Annotated in this window: 14 protein-coding genes; 7 read left to right on the top strand and 7 right to left on the bottom strand. The window is 62.7% G+C overall.

Annotated features, from left to right (window positions below):
- The 3 genes from EN885_RS22315 to EN885_RS22305 form a co-directional block, all read left to right on the top strand.
- A partial coding sequence (locus tag EN885_RS22315) for an energy transducer TonB (RefSeq protein ID WP_128335218.1) occupies nucleotides 1-748 on the top strand: 748 nt, incomplete at its 5' end.
- Between the two features lie 68 nt (nucleotides 749-816).
- Complete coding sequence (locus EN885_RS22310) at nucleotides 817-1,131, top strand: antibiotic biosynthesis monooxygenase (RefSeq protein ID WP_126106172.1); 315 nt, start codon at nucleotides 817-819, stop codon at nucleotides 1,129-1,131.
- 1 nt (nucleotide 1,132) lies between these two features.
- Complete coding sequence (locus tag EN885_RS22305) at nucleotides 1,133-1,504, top strand: VOC family protein (RefSeq protein ID WP_126106171.1); 372 nt, start codon at nucleotides 1,133-1,135, stop codon at nucleotides 1,502-1,504.
- Nucleotides 1,505-1,525: 21 nt separating this feature from the next.
- On the opposite strand, the gene EN885_RS22300 is transcribed toward EN885_RS22305, so the two are convergent.
- Both EN885_RS22300 and putA read right to left on the bottom strand, forming a co-directional pair.
- On the bottom strand, nucleotides 1,526-2,584 hold the full coding sequence (locus EN885_RS22300) for a glycosyltransferase (protein ID WP_128242626.1): 1,059 nt from the start codon (nucleotides 2,582-2,584) through the stop codon (nucleotides 1,526-1,528).
- A 98-nt stretch (nucleotides 2,585-2,682) separates the two neighbouring features.
- Nucleotides 2,683-6,294 carry a bifunctional proline dehydrogenase/L-glutamate gamma-semialdehyde dehydrogenase PutA gene (gene putA / locus EN885_RS22295; RefSeq protein WP_128242627.1) on the bottom strand — a complete coding sequence of 1,204 codons (3,612 nt, stop codon included), beginning with the start codon at nucleotides 6,292-6,294 and terminating at the stop codon, nucleotides 2,683-2,685.
- Nucleotides 6,295-6,458: 164 nt separating this feature from the next.
- Between putA and EN885_RS22290 the strand changes: the two genes are divergently transcribed.
- Nucleotides 6,459-6,911, top strand: a complete 453-nt coding sequence (locus tag EN885_RS22290) for an Lrp/AsnC ligand binding domain-containing protein (RefSeq protein ID WP_023676441.1) — start codon at nucleotides 6,459-6,461, stop codon at nucleotides 6,909-6,911.
- Nucleotides 6,912-7,050: 139 nt separating this feature from the next.
- Here the strand turns inward: EN885_RS22290 and EN885_RS22285 are convergent, their stop codons facing one another.
- Both EN885_RS22285 and EN885_RS22280 read right to left on the bottom strand, forming a co-directional pair.
- Nucleotides 7,051-8,250 carry a cytochrome c peroxidase gene (locus EN885_RS22285; protein WP_128242628.1) on the bottom strand — a complete coding sequence of 400 codons (1,200 nt, stop codon included), beginning with the start codon at nucleotides 8,248-8,250 and terminating at the stop codon, nucleotides 7,051-7,053.
- 13 nt (nucleotides 8,251-8,263) lie between these two features.
- Nucleotides 8,264-8,713 carry a FixH family protein gene (locus EN885_RS22280; RefSeq protein ID WP_128242686.1) on the bottom strand — a complete coding sequence of 150 codons (450 nt, stop codon included), beginning with the start codon at nucleotides 8,711-8,713 and terminating at the stop codon, nucleotides 8,264-8,266.
- 153 nt (nucleotides 8,714-8,866) lie between these two features.
- On the opposite strand from EN885_RS22280, the gene EN885_RS22275 reads away from it, so the two are divergent.
- On the top strand, nucleotides 8,867-9,787 hold the full coding sequence (locus EN885_RS22275; RefSeq protein ID WP_128242629.1) for a sugar kinase: 921 nt from the start codon (nucleotides 8,867-8,869) through the stop codon (nucleotides 9,785-9,787).
- Between the two features lie 63 nt (nucleotides 9,788-9,850).
- Here EN885_RS22275 and EN885_RS22270 read toward each other — a convergent pair whose 3' ends face one another.
- Nucleotides 9,851-10,897: a class I SAM-dependent methyltransferase gene (locus tag EN885_RS22270; protein ID WP_185928325.1), complete on the bottom strand. Its 1,047-nt coding sequence runs from the start codon at nucleotides 10,895-10,897 to the stop codon at nucleotides 9,851-9,853.
- Between the two features lie 271 nt (nucleotides 10,898-11,168).
- Between EN885_RS22270 and EN885_RS22265 the strand changes: the two genes are divergently transcribed.
- Nucleotides 11,169-13,190 (top strand): EAL domain-containing protein, encoded by a 2,022-nt coding sequence (locus tag EN885_RS22265; RefSeq protein ID WP_128242687.1) that lies wholly within the window; start codon nucleotides 11,169-11,171, stop codon nucleotides 13,188-13,190.
- A 166-nt stretch (nucleotides 13,191-13,356) separates the two neighbouring features.
- On the opposite strand, the gene EN885_RS22260 is transcribed toward EN885_RS22265, so the two are convergent.
- Entirely contained in the window at nucleotides 13,357-14,145 is a 789-nt protein-coding gene (locus tag EN885_RS22260; protein ID WP_126106165.1) for a thioredoxin family protein, read from the bottom strand.
- Nucleotides 14,146-14,610: 465 nt separating this feature from the next.
- Between EN885_RS22260 and EN885_RS34720 the strand changes: the two genes are divergently transcribed.
- The gene (locus EN885_RS34720) at nucleotides 14,611-14,856 is read left to right on the top strand and encodes a DUF1127 domain-containing protein (RefSeq protein ID WP_095486654.1); all 246 of its coding nucleotides are present in this window, start codon (nucleotides 14,611-14,613) and stop codon (nucleotides 14,854-14,856) included.
- A gap of 91 nt (nucleotides 14,857-14,947) precedes the next feature.
- On the opposite strand, the gene EN885_RS22250 is transcribed toward EN885_RS34720, so the two are convergent.
- Nucleotides 14,948-15,838, bottom strand: coding sequence for an AraC family transcriptional regulator (locus tag EN885_RS22250; RefSeq protein WP_127294216.1), 891 nt, complete (start codon nucleotides 15,836-15,838; stop codon nucleotides 14,948-14,950).
- Nucleotides 15,839-15,845: the final 7 nt, after the last annotated feature.

The raw sequence follows: 15,845 nt of genomic DNA, 5'->3' as shown, positions 1-15,845 counted from the left end.
AACCGGCGCCAACGTGGTCGGCAGCGCCTTGGATGGTCAGGTCCCGGGCGCGATGAACGTCACCTTGGTGCCCGACCCGCAGCCGGCCAAACCTGAGGTCAAGCCCGAGCAGCCTGCCGACCGGCCCGCCAGGGAAATGGCCGCGCAGCCCCCCGCGCCCTTGCCGCAGGTCGCCAAACAGCCCACCGCCGCCCCAGACATACTGATGGCCGACACCCCGCGCCTAGACGAACCGGGCGAGGCTCCGAAGATTGAAGCGCCGGCGGAGCCGGCTGCTCCTGCCGAAAGCACTGACGCGCCTCCTACCGATATCGGACAGCCGCCGATCCCGACCCCAAGGCCAAGCGCGACAGCAGGACTTGGCGGAGCGGGCGAAACGAACGAGGCCCGCGGCGCGGCGGATGGCGAGGAACGCGACGCGGTGACTTCCAGCACGGGCAAGAAGCAGGCATCGGCAGGCAATGCGATAGAGTCCCGCTACAGCGGTGAAGTTCAGAAGAAGCTTGCCCGCGCCAACCGTCGTGTTTCGAAATCGATACAAGCGAGCGCTCGCAACAATGCCAGGGTCGTATTCGTTGTCATGGCCGACGGCAGCATCAGCGACATACAGCTTGCCGAAAGCTCAGGTTCTCAGGAGCTTGATCAATTCGCTTTGACACTGGTGCGCAAGCAAGCGCCATTCCCTCCCATTCCAACCGAAACCGGCAAGTCAAGCTGGGTGTTTAAAGCGCGGATCGGCCCCTTCTAACAGCCTGCGCCTCAGCGTTTAGGCAATCCGCCAAGCATCATAATCCGCAATCCCGAAAGGAACCACCAATGTACATCGCCATGAACCGCTTCAAAGTCCAGAACGGCTCTGAGGACGCCTTCGAGGACGTCTGGAAGAACCGTGATTCGAGCCTATCGGAGATGAAAGGTTTCAAGGAATTTCATCTGCTGCGCGGTCCGGTCAACGAGGCCGAAGGTTACACGCTGTTCGCCTCGCACACCGTATGGGCGAGCCATGAGGATTTCGTCGCCTGGACCAAATCCGAGAATTTCCGCGCGGCGCACCGCAATACCGGCACCACCAAGGTGCACTATCTCGGCCATCCGCAGTTCGAAGGCTTTTCGGTCGTCGAGGGCGCGTGACATGGCCTTGCCCGCAGCCGACCCGGCGCGCAGCATTCCCGTGCTGCCCTCGCCCGACATCAAGGCGACGCGCGATTTCTACCGCGACCAGCTCGGTTTCGGCATCGTCGGGCCGGAGATGGACGACTATCTCATCATGCGCCGCAACGAGATGGAGATTCACTTCTGGAAGAGCGACGACCGCAAGCTGCCGGAAGTGTCGTCCTGCTACATCAGAGGCGGCGAGGTGCCGGCGCTGCATGCCGAATTTTCGGCGCGCGGCGTCGAGAAACTCAGCCCTTTCACCGTTCGCCCGTGGAACATGAAGGAATTCTATGTCTGGGACCCGCATGGCAATCTGCTGAGGTTCGGCTGCGCGCCCGAAGAAGTGTGAAGCTTCCGGGCCTGCCGGTTCTCAGGCCTTGCCGAACAATCGTCGCAGCGCCCAAACCAGGCGCTTGGCGAAGCGCTTGCGCAGCCGTCGCAAACGGCTTCGGCGACCAAGAAATGGCATCACACGCGGATCGTCGCCGAGGCTGCCAAACCGCTTGGCGTGCTGCGACAGGAATCCGGGCACAAAACCCCGGCCATTGGCGGCGGCGAGCTGCTCTGCATTGGCCACGACATAGTCGACGATATCATTCGCCATGACCATCTCATGCGCTCGGTATGCCGGCGATTGCTGCACATGGCCGCCGGCATAGGCGATGTTGGTGGATGCGTTGGCCCCGTGCAGGCGGTAGAGGCCAAGACATTCCGACAGGAGCAGGCTGCCGGCCGCCAGATGCGAACATGTCGCCGCGAGATAGTCGGTTCCTATCTTGGCCTTGAACGGGAACGCCAGAACCGGTTCCAGCGCGGCGCGCCGAAAGACCATCGACGATGTCGGCGCCCACATCCAGCCATAGGCGCTGGGTTTGAAATACGTGACCGGATGGTCCGAAGCATAGGCGATCTCCGGCGTCATCGCGCCGAGCTGTTTGCCGGGCGGGATGGCGATGCCGGGCCCGTCTAGGCTGGAACGCGGCTTTCGCAATTCAATGTAGGTGCCAGCCAGCAAGCTGCGGTCGCGGTCGACCAGAAAGACATCGGAACTGGACAGCGACGCCGGGCGCGTCGCATTCAAATGGGCCGCGAGGTGCGCCACGAGAAAATTCGGCAACCAGATATCGTCGGCATCGAGGAACGCCACGAACGGCACATCGCTTGCGGCAAAACCATCGCGGAAAGATTCAAGCTGGCCGCCATTTTGCGAACGCGCCAACAGGCTGAAGCGCGGGTCATCGATCGCTTCGAGTAGCCGGCGGATGTGATCGGCCGAGCCGTCGGTCGAAGCGTCGTCGACGATGACGCAGTGCCATTTCTGATAGGTCTGCGCCAGGACCGAGCGGATCGCATCCTCGATATAGTCGCGATAATTGTGACATGTGATGACCACGCCGACACGCGGAAGCTCAAACCGTGGTGGCTGCATCTGTTCGGCCTCGCCCCTGTCGAGTTGCCCACTTGTTAGTCGACGTGGCTTCTTGTCAACACGAGGCACTTTCGCGGCAAGCGGGCCTTGGGGGAATCTTACGCCGCGGCCAGCAGGCTGGCATTGCCGCCCGCAGCCGTGGTGTCGACGCAGACGGCGCGTTCATGCGCATAGGCCGCCGGGTTGAGCACTTCGCTGACCAGCGGCACGATCGGGCCGGCGCGGTCGGCGATCACCTTGCGCACGATACGCGCGGCCTCGGGCGTGCCGGAAAAGGCGACGACGTCGACACGCAATGAGCGAGCCTCGACCGGATCCGGCCGGCCGTCGATGGCCGCCAGCGGCAGGCCCTTGCCGGTCAGCGACGAAAGTGCCGCCGGCGCACCGGGCGCGACGGCCAGCACCGCGTTGCCGGCGGCGAGCGCCTGGATCGCCTGGGCAAGCAGCGTGTCGGCGTCCGGTCCCAGGCAGAGCACACGGCCGCGCGGCGACAGCGACAGCGTGTTGGCCTCGCCCGTCGGTCCGGGCAGGTCGACCTGGCCGAAATCGATGCCCGCGGCGGCACCGATGGCGGCAGCGCCCTTGCCGCGCAGATGCTTCCTCAGCACCGCCACCCGGTCCGCCCGCATCGACCAGCCGCCAAGCGCCGGGTCTGGCAGATTGTCGGCAAGTTCGGTCGCCGTCACTTTGCGGCCGTCAAGAATAGGCGCGCCCGCCTGCGGCCCCTTGCGGAACCGCCTGAGATAATGCGGCCCACCGGCCTTCGGTCCGGTGCCGGAAAGCCCTTCACCGCCGAACGGCTGCGAGCCGACCACGGCGCCGATCTGGTTGCGGTTGACGTAGATGTTGCCGGCATGGATGCCGTCGACGAAATGCTGGGCACGGCCTTCGATGCGGGTATGCAGGCCGAAGGTCAGGCCATAACCCTTGCGGTTGATCGCGGCGATCACCGCATCGATGTCGTCGGCGTCAAAGCTCGCGACATGCAGCACCGGCCCGAACACCTCACGCTCCATATCCTCGATGCCCTTGACCCGAAAGACATGCGGCGCCACGAAGCGGCCGTTCTTCGGCGCTTCGAGCTTGGCGATCAGCCGGCCCTGCAGACCCATTTTGGTGCAATAGTCGCGGATCGATTTTTGTGCCTCATCGTCGATGACCGGGCCGACATCGGTTGAAATCTGCCAGGGATCGCCGAGACTGAGCGCTTCCATCGCTCCCTTCAGCATCTCCAGCATCTTCTTCTCGACGTCCTTCTGCACATAGAGCACGCGCAGCGCCGAGCAGCGCTGGCCGGCACTCTGGAAGGCCGAGGCAAGGATGTCGCGCACCGCTTGTTCGGGAAGTGCGGTGGAATCGACGATCATCGCGTTCAACCCGCCGGTCTCGGCGATCAGCATCGCGTCGGGCGCGGCGGTCTCGGCCAACTGCTTTTCGATCAGCTTGGCGACCTCGGTCGAGCCGGTGAAGCAGACGCCGGCAATGCGCGGATCTGATGTCAGCGGGCCACCGACCGACGGACCATCGCCGGGCAGAAGCTGGATGACGTCTTCCGGGACGCCGGCCTCGCGCAGCAATTCGACGGCGCGGAACGCAATCAGCGGCGTCTGCTCGGCCGGCTTGGCGATCACCGAATTGCCGGTGACGAGTGCTGCCGCGATCTGGCCGGTGAAGATGGCGAGCGGAAAATTCCACGGCGAGATGCAGGCGATCACCCCGCGCGCTTCCGTGCCGGGTTCGGCGTTCGCAGCCTCGGCCGCGTAATAGCGCAGGAAATCGACCGCTTCGCGCACTTCGGCGACGCCGTCGGCCAGCGATTTGCCCGCTTCGCGGATAGCGAGCGCGAAGAACTCGACGGCATTGGCTTCGTAGAGATCGGCGGCGCGGTTGAGGATGGCGGCGCGCTCGGGAACGGCACGTCTTGCCCATGCCGGCTGCGCCTCCACGGCGATGCGCACGGCGGTCGCGACCTGCTTGGCGCTGGCCTCGCTGACCGTGCCGACCACCTCGTCGGGTTTTGCCGGATTGACCACCGGACGCTGCTTGCCGTAGCCGGCGGCCCGCGTGATCGGCTTGGCGTGCCAGCGGTCCGGGCCGGAAAACTCGGTCTTCGCCTGGTCGATCGCGGCCAGGGTCACCGGATCAGTGATGTCGAATCCCTTCGAATTGCGTCGGCTGGCACCAAAGATCGCCGATGGTCGCGCGATCGCCGGATTGGCGGCGGGACCCTGTTTCTCGACGGTTTCGAGCGGGTCGCGGGCAATATCCTCCGGCTCGACCTCCTCGTCGGTGAGCTGGTGGACGAAGGAGGAGTTGGCGCCGTTCTCCAGCAGCCGGCGGACCAGGTAGGCAAGCAGGTCGGAATGCGCGCCGACCGGCGCATAGATGCGGCATCGCGTGCCTTCAGCCCGCCGCACCGTCTCGTGCAGCGCTTCGCCCATGCCGTGCAGGCGCTGGAACTCGAAGGAGTCACGATCCCCGGCCATCGACAGGATGGCGGCGACGGTGTGGGCGTTGTGAGTGGCGAATTGCGGATAGATGCGGTCGGTCATCGACAAAAGCTTCTTCGCGCAGGCCAAGTAGGACACATCGGTGTTGGCCTTGCGGGTGAAGACCGGATAGCCGTCGAGCCCGAGCGTCTGCGCTCGCTTGATCTCGGTATCCCAATAGGCGCCCTTGACCAGCCGCACCATGATGGTGCGATCGTATTTCTTCGCCAGCGCATAGAGCCAGTCGATGGTGAAGGCTGCGCGCGGACCATAGGCCTGGACGACGACGCCAAAACCGTTCCAGCCGGCAAGCTCCGGCTCGGCCAGCACCCGTTCGATGACGTCGAGCGACAGGTCGAGGCGATCGGCCTCCTCGGCGTCGACGTTGAGGCCCATGCGCGAATGACGCGCCGCCAGCGCCAGCGACAAAAGCCGCGCGGCCATCACAGGCAGCATCTTTTCCTCCTGCGTTATCTCATAGCGCGGGTGCAGCGCCGAAAGTTTGACCGAGATGCCATGGTTCTGGCGGATGTCAGGGCCGTTGGCGCCGGCATCGAGCGAGGAGATGGCGTCGGCATAGGCCTTGAGATAACGCAAGGCATCGGCCTCGGTGCGAGCCGCCTCGCCCAGCATATCGAAGGAATAGAGATAGCCTTTCTGGGTCATCGGCCGGCCGCGCTTGACGGCCTCGGCAATCGTGCGGCCGAGCACGAACTGCTCGCCCATCTCGCGCATGGCGGCGGCGACTGCCTTGCGGATGACCGGCTCGCCCAGCCGGCGCACCATAGCGCGCAGCGTGCCTTCGATGCCGCCCTCGCCTTCGTCGAGCACCCGGCCGGTCAGCATCAGCGCCCAGGTCGACGCATTGATGAAGATCGAGCTTGAGCCGCCTGAATGCGCCGACCAGTCATGCGGCGCGATCTTGTCGGCGATGAGGTCGTCCATCGTCTCGGTGTCGGGCACCCGCAGCAGCGCTTCGGCCAGGCACATCAGCGCGACGCCCTCCTTGGTGGAAAGGCCGTAGGCGGACAGAAAGACCTCCATCAGCCGCGGATCTGACGAGCCGCGCACCGCCCGCACCAGATCGGCGGCGCGGGCCGAGATCGCCTTTCGATCGTTCGTCGAAAGCCCCGTCGCCTCGGCCAGTCGCTTCACGGCCTCGTCTTCGTCAGGCAAGTAATTGGCACGGATCTGCTGGCGGATGGCATCGAGCGCTGGCATGACGGTCCTGTAGAGCGAGCATCAGGGAGCAGTCCGGCGGTCACCGGACCGAATGGCGCAAAGCTAGCACAAAGCCCGATTTCGATCGGTCCAAAGAAATCGACAGTGCAGGCCAATTGATCTATCATAACGGGCAGATCCTCGCCAATTTGACCAGAATTTCAATGACAGAAGACCAATTGGACCGCATCGACAGGAACATCCTGTCGGCGCTAGGCAGCAATGGCCGGCTTTCCATGTCGGAACTCGCGGCAAAAGTCGGGCTGTCGAAGACGCCGGTGCAGGCGCGGGTCAAGCGGCTGGAAAAGGACGGCTTTATCAGGGGCTACCAGGCGATCATCGACCGCGAGCGCATGGGCGAAGGCCATGTCGCTTTCGTCCAGGTGAAACTGTCGGACACCCGCTCAGCCGCGCTCGACGCCTTCAACCGCGCCGTGCAGGCGGTGCCGGAGATCGAGCAATGCCATATGATGGCGTCGAGCTTCGACTATCTGCTGAAGGTCCGCACTACCGACATCGCCGCCTATCGTCGCGTGCTCGGCGAGCGCATCTCGGCCCTGCCCCACGTCGCCCAGACCTCGACCTTCGTGGCAATGGAGACGGTGAAGGATCGGTAGGCGCGCTGTTGCGGTAACGTCGGCGGGACAGCGCCCCCCGAAAGCGGCGGTGACAGCCAATCTCCCCCCTCGTGGGGGAGATGTCCGGCAGGACAGAGGGGGCGCGAAGGATCGCTACCGAGTAGCCTTTCTGAGCCGTTCACTCGGCCAGCGTCTTCAGGAATGCCACCAGCGCCGCGCGCTCGCGGTCCGAAAGCTGCAGCGGGTGGACTTCGGATACACCCTCGACACTGGCCGGCGCCTTGGAATAATGCGCCACCACTTCGTCGAGCGAGGAGAACTGCCCGGCATGCATATAGGGCGGGCGGGTGGCGGCGCCGCGCAGCGACGGCGTCTTGTAGGCGCGGACCAGTTCCGGTCCGGCCTTGACCATGAAGCGCAGCTCGCCGCAGGCGCTGGCGTCGCCATCGCGAAACGCGCCGAAACAGTTGAAAGGATCGGCCTCGACCTGCGCCACCGCATCTATGCGGCCGCGATCCGGCGGCAAATTCGCAACCGGCGGCACGCCGGTGTTGTGAAAACTGCCGTCGGTGAAGCGCGGACCGGTGTGGCACGTCACGCAATTGGCCTTGCCGATGAACAGTTTCAGCCCGAGGATTTCCTCAGGCGAAAACGCATCGGCGCCTTGCGGCTGTATACCGGTAGCCAAGACAGCGGCGAACCGGTCGAAGCGCGTCTGCGGCGGCGCGATCGATCGCTCGAACGCCGCGATCGCCTTACCGATATTGGCGAAGACGCGATTGACGTCCTCGGCCTGCGCAGTGGGCATGGAGTTCCACGCAGCCTTCTCGGCATCGCTGCCGAGCGGGCTGGCGTTGGTCGGCACCTTCGAAAGGTCGGGCAGCGGCCCGAAGATGCGCTCATAGCGCTCGCCGAATCGTGCCTTGATATAGTGCGCGTAGGCGGCGCGATTGCCCGCCTGCTCCAGCGGATTCTCCAGCGGCGCCAGCACCTGCGCCCAAAGACTGTCGCGCCGCCCGTCCCAGAAGAACCATGGATCATGCGCGACGCCGGTCAGCGGCATGGTGCGCCGGTTGGTGCGGCCGACGCCGACCGCTTGCGGCAGGTCGTCCTGGAACTGCCGGTCGATCTTGTGACAGGTCGAGCAGGAAATCTTGCCGTCGCCGCTCATCCCGACGTCGAAAAACAGCGTCGAACCAAGGGCTGCGGCGGCCGGCACATCGGCGAAGCGGTTGGTGGTGTCGGTTTTCAGCGGCGGCAGCGCTGACAGTGCCAGCGAGGCAATGGTCTTCTTTTCGGTATCGGAAAACTCCGGCTTGCCGCAGCCGGCAAGCACGGCCATCGCCAGCAGCGCGAGAAGACGCGAAAAGCGGCTCATCTTGCTCCAGCGCTCACAGCAGCACATTGAAGACGACCGTGTCGGATCCGGCCGCCGCGGAAATGGCGAAATGCAATTGCCACAATCCGCTCATCGTGAATTTCACCCCGTCGATGCGATAGCACCCGTCGCCTAGATAATCGGTCGCCTGCGGGCTCGTCGGCAGACCGTGCCTGTGCTGCGGCATGCCCCCGGAAATGGTGATCGCGGCGCCCTCCACCGGGGTTCCCGCACCTGTCTTGAGGGTCAGCAGCCACGATTGCAGCTCGCCTTGCCGGATAACGCCCCGCTCCGGCTCGAAACTGGCCACAAACAGCCCGTGCGCTGTCTTTTTCGAGCGCGCAATCTCGGAGCTGGCAAGCCGAGGCGCTTGCGGCGCCGTCAGATAGACGGCGGCAAGAATGCCAGCCAGCAAGGCGGCCAGACCAAGACCTGCCAAAACATAACGCCATAACGATGCCAAACCGTTTCCTCTTCCGGAGATAACGTCTCGCTGGGCAGATTGCGTCCCGCCGCTCAGTTGAGAAAACACATCTGGCGCAAAATCCGCTGACGCCAAGCATGGCGCTGCCGGCCGCAAAAAGCTACAGCACCGGAATCACGCGGAGAGAGATACATGACAGGAAACGGCGTCGCCTCGATCGGTGAATGCATGCTCGAACTTTCAGGCCAGGCCGGGCCGAACTGGCGCATGGGCTTTGCCGGCGACACGTTCAACACACTGTGGGCGCTGCGTGCGCTGAGCGGCGACCGGCCGGCAACCTATGTGTCGGCCTTCGGCGACGACCCGTTCTCGCGCGATCAGATCGGTTTCTTCGCGCAAAACGGCATCGGCATCGGCGCCAGCCCGATCATCGCAGGCGCCCGGCCCGGCCTCTATGCGATCACGCTGACCGGCGCCGAACGCTCCTTCACCTATTGGCGCGGTGATGCGGCCGCACGGCAGCTTGCCTCCGACGCGGTTGCCTTAGCGAAAAGCCTTGAAAATCAGGCGCTTGTTTACTTCTCCGGAATCACTTTGGCAATTCTGAACGACGGCGCGCGCAAGACCCTGCTGGCGGCGGTGGCCAAGGCGCGCGCCGCCGGCTCGCTTGTCGCCTTCGATCCCAACTACCGGCCGCGGTTGTGGCACCGGCGCGAGGAAGCGCAGGCAGCGATCCTCGACGCACTCGCAGTCACCGACATCGCGCTGCCGACCTTTCCCGACGAGCAGATGCTGTTCGGCGACGCCGCGCCGCAAGCAACCGCCGAACGGTTGGGAAAGCTGGTCGGCGAAGTCGTCGTCAAGAATGGCGAGGAGCCGGCGCTGATCGCCGCAAGCGGAACGCGGCAATCCGTTGCGGCCGTGCATGTCGCCGCCCCTGTCGATACGACCGGCGCCGGCGATTCCTTCAACGGCGCCTATCTCGCCGCCCGGCTGGCCGGCCATGCCCCGACCGAAGCCGTGCTGCGCGCGCATCGCGTCGCCGCGGCTGTCGTCCAGGTGCGCGGCGCGCTGGCGCCATTCGAGACGTTAAGGGCGGCGTTCGAAAATTAGCATCAAAACGCAATCGGACCGGCTGCCGCCAATGGGCGACAACCTTGCAGCCCAAGGCGGTCGCTATCCGCGCTTTTCGATGACGCCATATAGGACGTTGCGGTTCTCGCCAAAGAACACCTGCGCCTCGACGGTGTTGCGGTCGACGCTGGCATTGATGATGTCCCACATATCGGCCTCCGACCGCAACAGCAGCACCCAGTTCATGAACGTCTCCCGGTAGCCGGCGTCGGGGTTGCCCTCTGCGTAGTTCGCGAACAGGAATGTCCCGTTCGGCTTCAACATCTGCAGGCAAGTCTTTGTGAGCTTCACGGCGACGTTGTGCGCAAGGTAATCGTAGAGGCCAGAGGCGTAGATGAAGTCGAACTTGCCAAGCTTGTGGCCCCTCGTGAGCACGGTTCGTACCGAGCCGTCGATGGCCTCGACCGCGGTGCCCTGGAAGTCGCGGTTGATCAACCCAACGCTCTGAGGATCCTGATCGAGCGCAACCCAGCGCTTGAGACGGCCCTCTTGTAAGGCGGCCGAGCGATTGGCCTCCCGTAAATGGCCGGCCGCAATCGCCAGGACCTCGGCTTGCGGTCCATTCTTGGCCGCAATCTCATCGACATACCGGGTTAAAAGATCGCGTCGCTCCCGTGCTGCGATGCACGACGGTACATCCTTGGTGTGGCTATAGAGCGCCTTGCCGATCTCCGAGGCGCTTGCCACGCTCTCGGCCACGTGCGGATCACAATAGATGTAGTCGAGCAACTGCGCGTCGCCAGAATAACCTCTGGGCTTGTCATGGGACCACCGCGTGAGCGGATCCTCGAGAAAGTACTCCAAGATCGGGTGGTTCTGCACAACCGGTATCAATGCTTGCCAAACGTCCGGATGAACCTTGGAACGGGTTGCGTCGAGGTACGACATCAGCCGACGAATGATCTCCGCGGGATCCTTTCGTTGCTCGACTTGCTGGTGTGTCGCGTGGAGAATGAGCGCAAGCTCTACGCGGGCGGTTTCGAACGCTTCGCTATGAGGCTCGAGCTTTCTTCGAGGGAGACTGGCGGCGATCATCTCGGCAGTAATCAGACTTTTGCCATCAAGGATGGTTGCCACCGCAGACTCCATAATTACAATTAGTTAGATATTATCTAGATATTGCGTAAAATTTTATCTTTGCCAAGGCGCATCACCGGCATTTTAGCGGTGTCGTTAATTTCCCGCCAACCATCCTAGGTCTTTGGACGCCTTGCCGGTCGGATTCCCGATACGAGTTAACGAAAACCTATTTGCGCGGCTGCATATTGCTTGCGAGGCGCCGCAATCGCTGTCGCCTGAGGAGTCGGCCGGCGTGGGGGCAGAAGCTAAAAATGAGTTCGGAATACAAAGCCCGGTTCAAATGGGGTTTGTGGTGACGAGCGACTCCGCGTCATCCGCATTGGCCGATATAGCCGATGCGGAACCGTTCGAACCGCGCTACGAGCCGCGGTCCGACGAACTCCGCAACCTCTACCGAAAGGAATCCCAAGCGACGCGACGAACGGACGCTAGGCCAGGGCTATGGATCGCCGTTGCCATCTATCTGCTGTTTTCAGCAACCGATCTGCTGCTGATTCCGGATGTGGCAATCTATACGATCACGGCACGCTTCGTGGTCGGAGTGACTGCGCTCCTGATCTTGGAAGCACAACTTCGCCAGGGAGTCGGAACGGAATGGATTGACGTGACTTGCGCCGGAGCCATCATCTTTGGCTATGTTGGCTGGTTGTGCCCAGCGGTTATGGGTGCGGACAAGGAAAGCGTCTCTTATTATATGGTTTTCGGCACCATCTTCATGATGAGCGCTAATCTATTTTTCACATTTAAATTCAACGTGTCTATTGTAACTTCTGCTATAATATTGGTAATTTTGTATATCGTAAATTATTTTGTGCCGTCCACATTAACTTACAAAATGGTATTTGGAACCTTCTATATCTCATGCTTCACATTTACATCTTACGTAAACTGGAAGCTGAACGAGGAGCGCTACAACGTCTTCCTGAATGCCCTCGAAGCCAAAATCCAGCACAAGGAAGCCACCGAGCGCGGACAGGCGCTGTTGAGCCTGTCGAGAACCGATCCGCTTACAGGTCTGGAGAATCGGCGGGCGATTGACGAGAAGCTGCGGGACTACTGGAGCGACTGGCAGAGGTCTGGCAGCAGTTTTGTGGCGATCCTCATCGACGTGGACTTCTTCAAAAGGTTCAATGACTTTTACGGGCATCAAGAAGGTGACCGCTGCCTGATTCTTGTCGCCAATGCCCTTGCCGATATGATTAAGCAGCACAATGGCTCAATCGGCCGCTACGGCGGGGAAGAATTCATTGTCCTGGCGCGCATGGAGAAAAGAGAACAGGTCGCAGATATTGTGGAAGCCATTCGAAGCACGGTGGAGGACCTCGCGCTTCCCCACGAGCACCGGAGAGACGGTACCTCGGTTGTAACGGTGAGCGTTGGCGCTGCCTTCACCAGAGTCCAGACCGGCGCCAAGCTGGAAAAAATCATCCACGAGGCCGACCGCGCGCTCTATCTGGCAAAAGCAGGCGGTCGAAATTGTACGTGGCTGTTCGATCCAAACGATCCCCAAAGCAGCGATGAGAGCGAGAATATTGCGGCTTTGCTGAAGATCGCGATCGGCCAGGATCTCGTTTCACTCGTCTATCAGCCTATCCAAAATGTCGCGTCGGGCCGAGTTGAAGCCGTCGAGGCTCTGATGCGCCTCAAAATGCTGGATGGCACGTCGGTTCCGCCGAGCCTCTTCATTCCCGTCGCGGAACGAACTGGCGCTGTCCTGGCGCTCGGGCGCTGGGCAATTAGGACAGTGTGCACTGAGCTTCTGGCGGACGATCACGTCCGTGTCGTCAGCGTCAACGTCTCTCCAATTCAGCTCAAGACGCCCGGCTTCGCAACCTCTGTTGCGGCCATTTTGAGCGAGACCGGCGTAGCCGGCAGCAGGCTGGCCCTCGAAATCACCGAAGGGCTCGAGATGGAGATGCACTCCGACATTCTTCGCTGCATCAGCGACCTAAAGCTGCTAGGGATCAGGATATGGCTTGATGACTTCGGGACCGGCTTCGCGGGCCTCTCATGGCTTCGTCTAATCGATTTCGATACCGTGAAGATTGACCGCTCGTTTCTTCATGATTGCGGCTCCCCCAGAGGCAAGGCAATGCTGCAAGACATTATTGCCCTGGTCCGAAATCGCGGCCATAAAATCCTGGTCGAAGGGGTGGAAACCGACAAGCAGATGGCCTTCATACGCGAATTCGACATAGATGAAATCCAAGGCTTTCATGTCGGCCGCCCTGCTCCCGCCGCGAGCTTTCGAGCGAGACCGGCCACCCACAAACGCCCTTTTCTGGTCGTGAAGTCCGCATGAATAGCGGCAGAGCGATCTGAGTAGCTGCAAGCCGTCGCCGCCGCAGAAGCGCGCTGAAGACCGGGCACTATTTAACTCACAATCGAACTCACTCAGGAGCGGGCGGCGGATCGGTGGCCCTCAGACCGGCCGTCGCCGTCCGCCCGATTCACCGAACAGGCCTGGCTCACGCCTTCGTGCTGGCCTCCCGGAACGCCGCCTCTCCGGCGTCCGATACCTCGACCCATTTCTTGTCGGCCGCTGCGTCGGAGCCGTAGCTGTCGTGCCAGTTCCACCAGTTGTAGGCCGGGGTCTGAGGATAGCCTTCGGGCGAGTCCTCCCAGACCTCCTGCCGGCCCAGCGGCGTGATGTCGAGGTAGTTCCAGGTGCCCCCCATCTGTTCGTCGCCGCGGTTGTTGATGAAGTAGGTGCGGAACACGCGGTCGCCGTCGCGGATGAACACGTTGTGACCATGCCACTCGTCCACGCCGAAATCGGCGTCGAAGCTGTCGGTGATGGTGAACCACGGTATCTCCCAGTCCATCCGCGCCTTCAGCCGCGCGATGTCCGCCTGCGGCGCACGCGAGACGAAGACGAGGGTGGTGTCACGGGCGTTCAGGTGGGCGACATGGGCGACCTGGTCGGCCACCAGGGAGCAGCCGCGGCAGGCATGGTCGGGCCAGCCGAACACTCCCGGCTCGAAGAAGGCGCGGTAGACGATCAGCTGACGCCGACCGTTGAACAGGTCGAGCAGGCTCACCTTTCCGTCAGGCCCCTCGAACGCATACGTCTTCTCCACCGCCATCCACGGCATCCGCCGGCGCTCGGCGGCCAGTGCGTCACGGGCGCGGGTCTGGGCCTTTTCCTTCACGAGCAGCTTCTCGCGGGCCGCCTCCCACGCCTGCGGCGACACGACCGGTGGTGTGTGCATGGCAGGCTGTCCGCTCTTCCGTCCGTTTCCGGCTGATGCAGTCATACTTTGATACCTCCTGATTTGGGCGAAACCCCGCGCCTCGTTGGCCGAAGCGCGGTTTCATTCGCTGCTCTTCGCTCATGGTTAGGCATGAGGTAGTTTGGCACCGGAGAGCGGACAGCGGGAGTAACAAGTGTGGCGCTATTCCAATGGAGCCGCTGATCCCAGCCGCGGCCTGCGCAGAAGCGGGTGCTCCTGCGCCCACGCTTCAAGATATCGCGACGGCCCAGCACGGCCGCTTTCCGGGGCGGCGCCGGCGATCGACAACGGCGCTCCCGCTGTTACAGACGTAACCAAATTCCGTTCCGCTGAAATCATTCCGTAGCGAGATTCTCCGAGACAACGACGTTCTCGACACGAGAGCCGCGGAGCGCGAAGGAACTTTTTCCCTTTTGTTCACGCACAGCCGAACAGCCCGAAACCACGTGGCACGCTCCCAACCCGCAAACTCAAAATGGGAGACTAAAAATGGCTCACACGAAAACTCGCTCCGGCCGCGGCGCACCCAGCCGCCGCTTGTTTGGGTCAAGGCTGAAAAGCGTAGCAATAATCATCGTTGCCTTCAGGACGTGGCGAGAGAACGTCGCAAGACGCAGGGCCCTAGCGGATTTGACGCCCGATCAGCTGAAGGACATCGGTCATCCGGAGGCCCATGAACCTGTGCTCGACGTCGTTAAGGCCGCTCAGACCACGAACTTGATGTCGATGAGGTAAGATCAGCGCGCCAACTGTCGGCGCGGACGAGCAGGCGCAGCGCTCGCTTCGGCAAGCTCGGCGCGTAGCGAGCGAAGCTGCCGAAGGCACCTCAAGCGGCGGCCAAGTTTCTGCCTCTCGCTTCTTTCGTATCCCGAACAGGCGTCCGGCCGAACAGACGACCATATTCCCGGGTGAACTGCGACACGCTTTCATAGCCGACCGCGAACGCTGCGCTGCTCGCAGTCTTTCCCTCCGACAGCATCAGCCGCCTCGCCTCAATCAGGCGCAACTGTTTCTGGAATTGCAAGGGAGAGAGCGAGGTTACTGCGCGAAAGTGCTGGTGGAATGACGACATACTCATTCCGGCCACAGCCGCCAGGCGCTCGACTGGCAAAGACCGCGCGAACTCTGCCCGAAGCACTGCGACCGCGCGCGCCACTCGCCGCATTTGGCCGTCTGGCCACCCCAGACGACGGATCGCCGACCCGTGCCGCCCGGCCAGCAGCCAATAGTGCATCTCGCGCACAAGCTGGGCCTGTAGCACCGGGACCGATGCCGGGCGATCGAGCAGCCGCATCAAACGCAGGGCCGCGTCGGCAACCTCGGCGTCAGTCGGGTCAACCCGCACGGGCGCGTGGTCGGCCACATGCTGGGCGTCTATTTGCTCACTCAGCTCCGCGATGACCGCCGGATCGAGTTCCAGAACAAGCGAGTAGTAGGGAGCAGCGGCGCTGGCGCGGGTGATCTGGCTCACCGTCGGCACGTCCGCCGTGATCAGCAGCGAATCTCCGGCGGAGAAGGCGAAGCCCTGAGTACCCATCGTGACGTGCTTGCTCCCCTGGACCACCAGACAGGCGAGCGGTCGGGAGATGTCGTAGACCAGACCGCTAGGCGCCGTCGCCCGCACCGTGTTGAGACCCGGTATCGGGGTATGCGCAACGCCGTCTGGGCCGGCATTGGTGTCTGCATGGCGGCGGACGGCATTGAGGAGTGCGGTCATGGACCAA

The sequence above is a fragment of the Mesorhizobium sp. M6A.T.Cr.TU.014.01.1.1 genome, assembly GCF_004022765.1.
Taxonomy (GTDB): Bacteria; Pseudomonadota; Alphaproteobacteria; order Rhizobiales; family Rhizobiaceae; genus Mesorhizobium; species Mesorhizobium mediterraneum.
The sequence above is the reverse complement of the archived record's forward strand: the minus strand, read 5'-3'. Positions and strand labels throughout refer to the sequence as shown.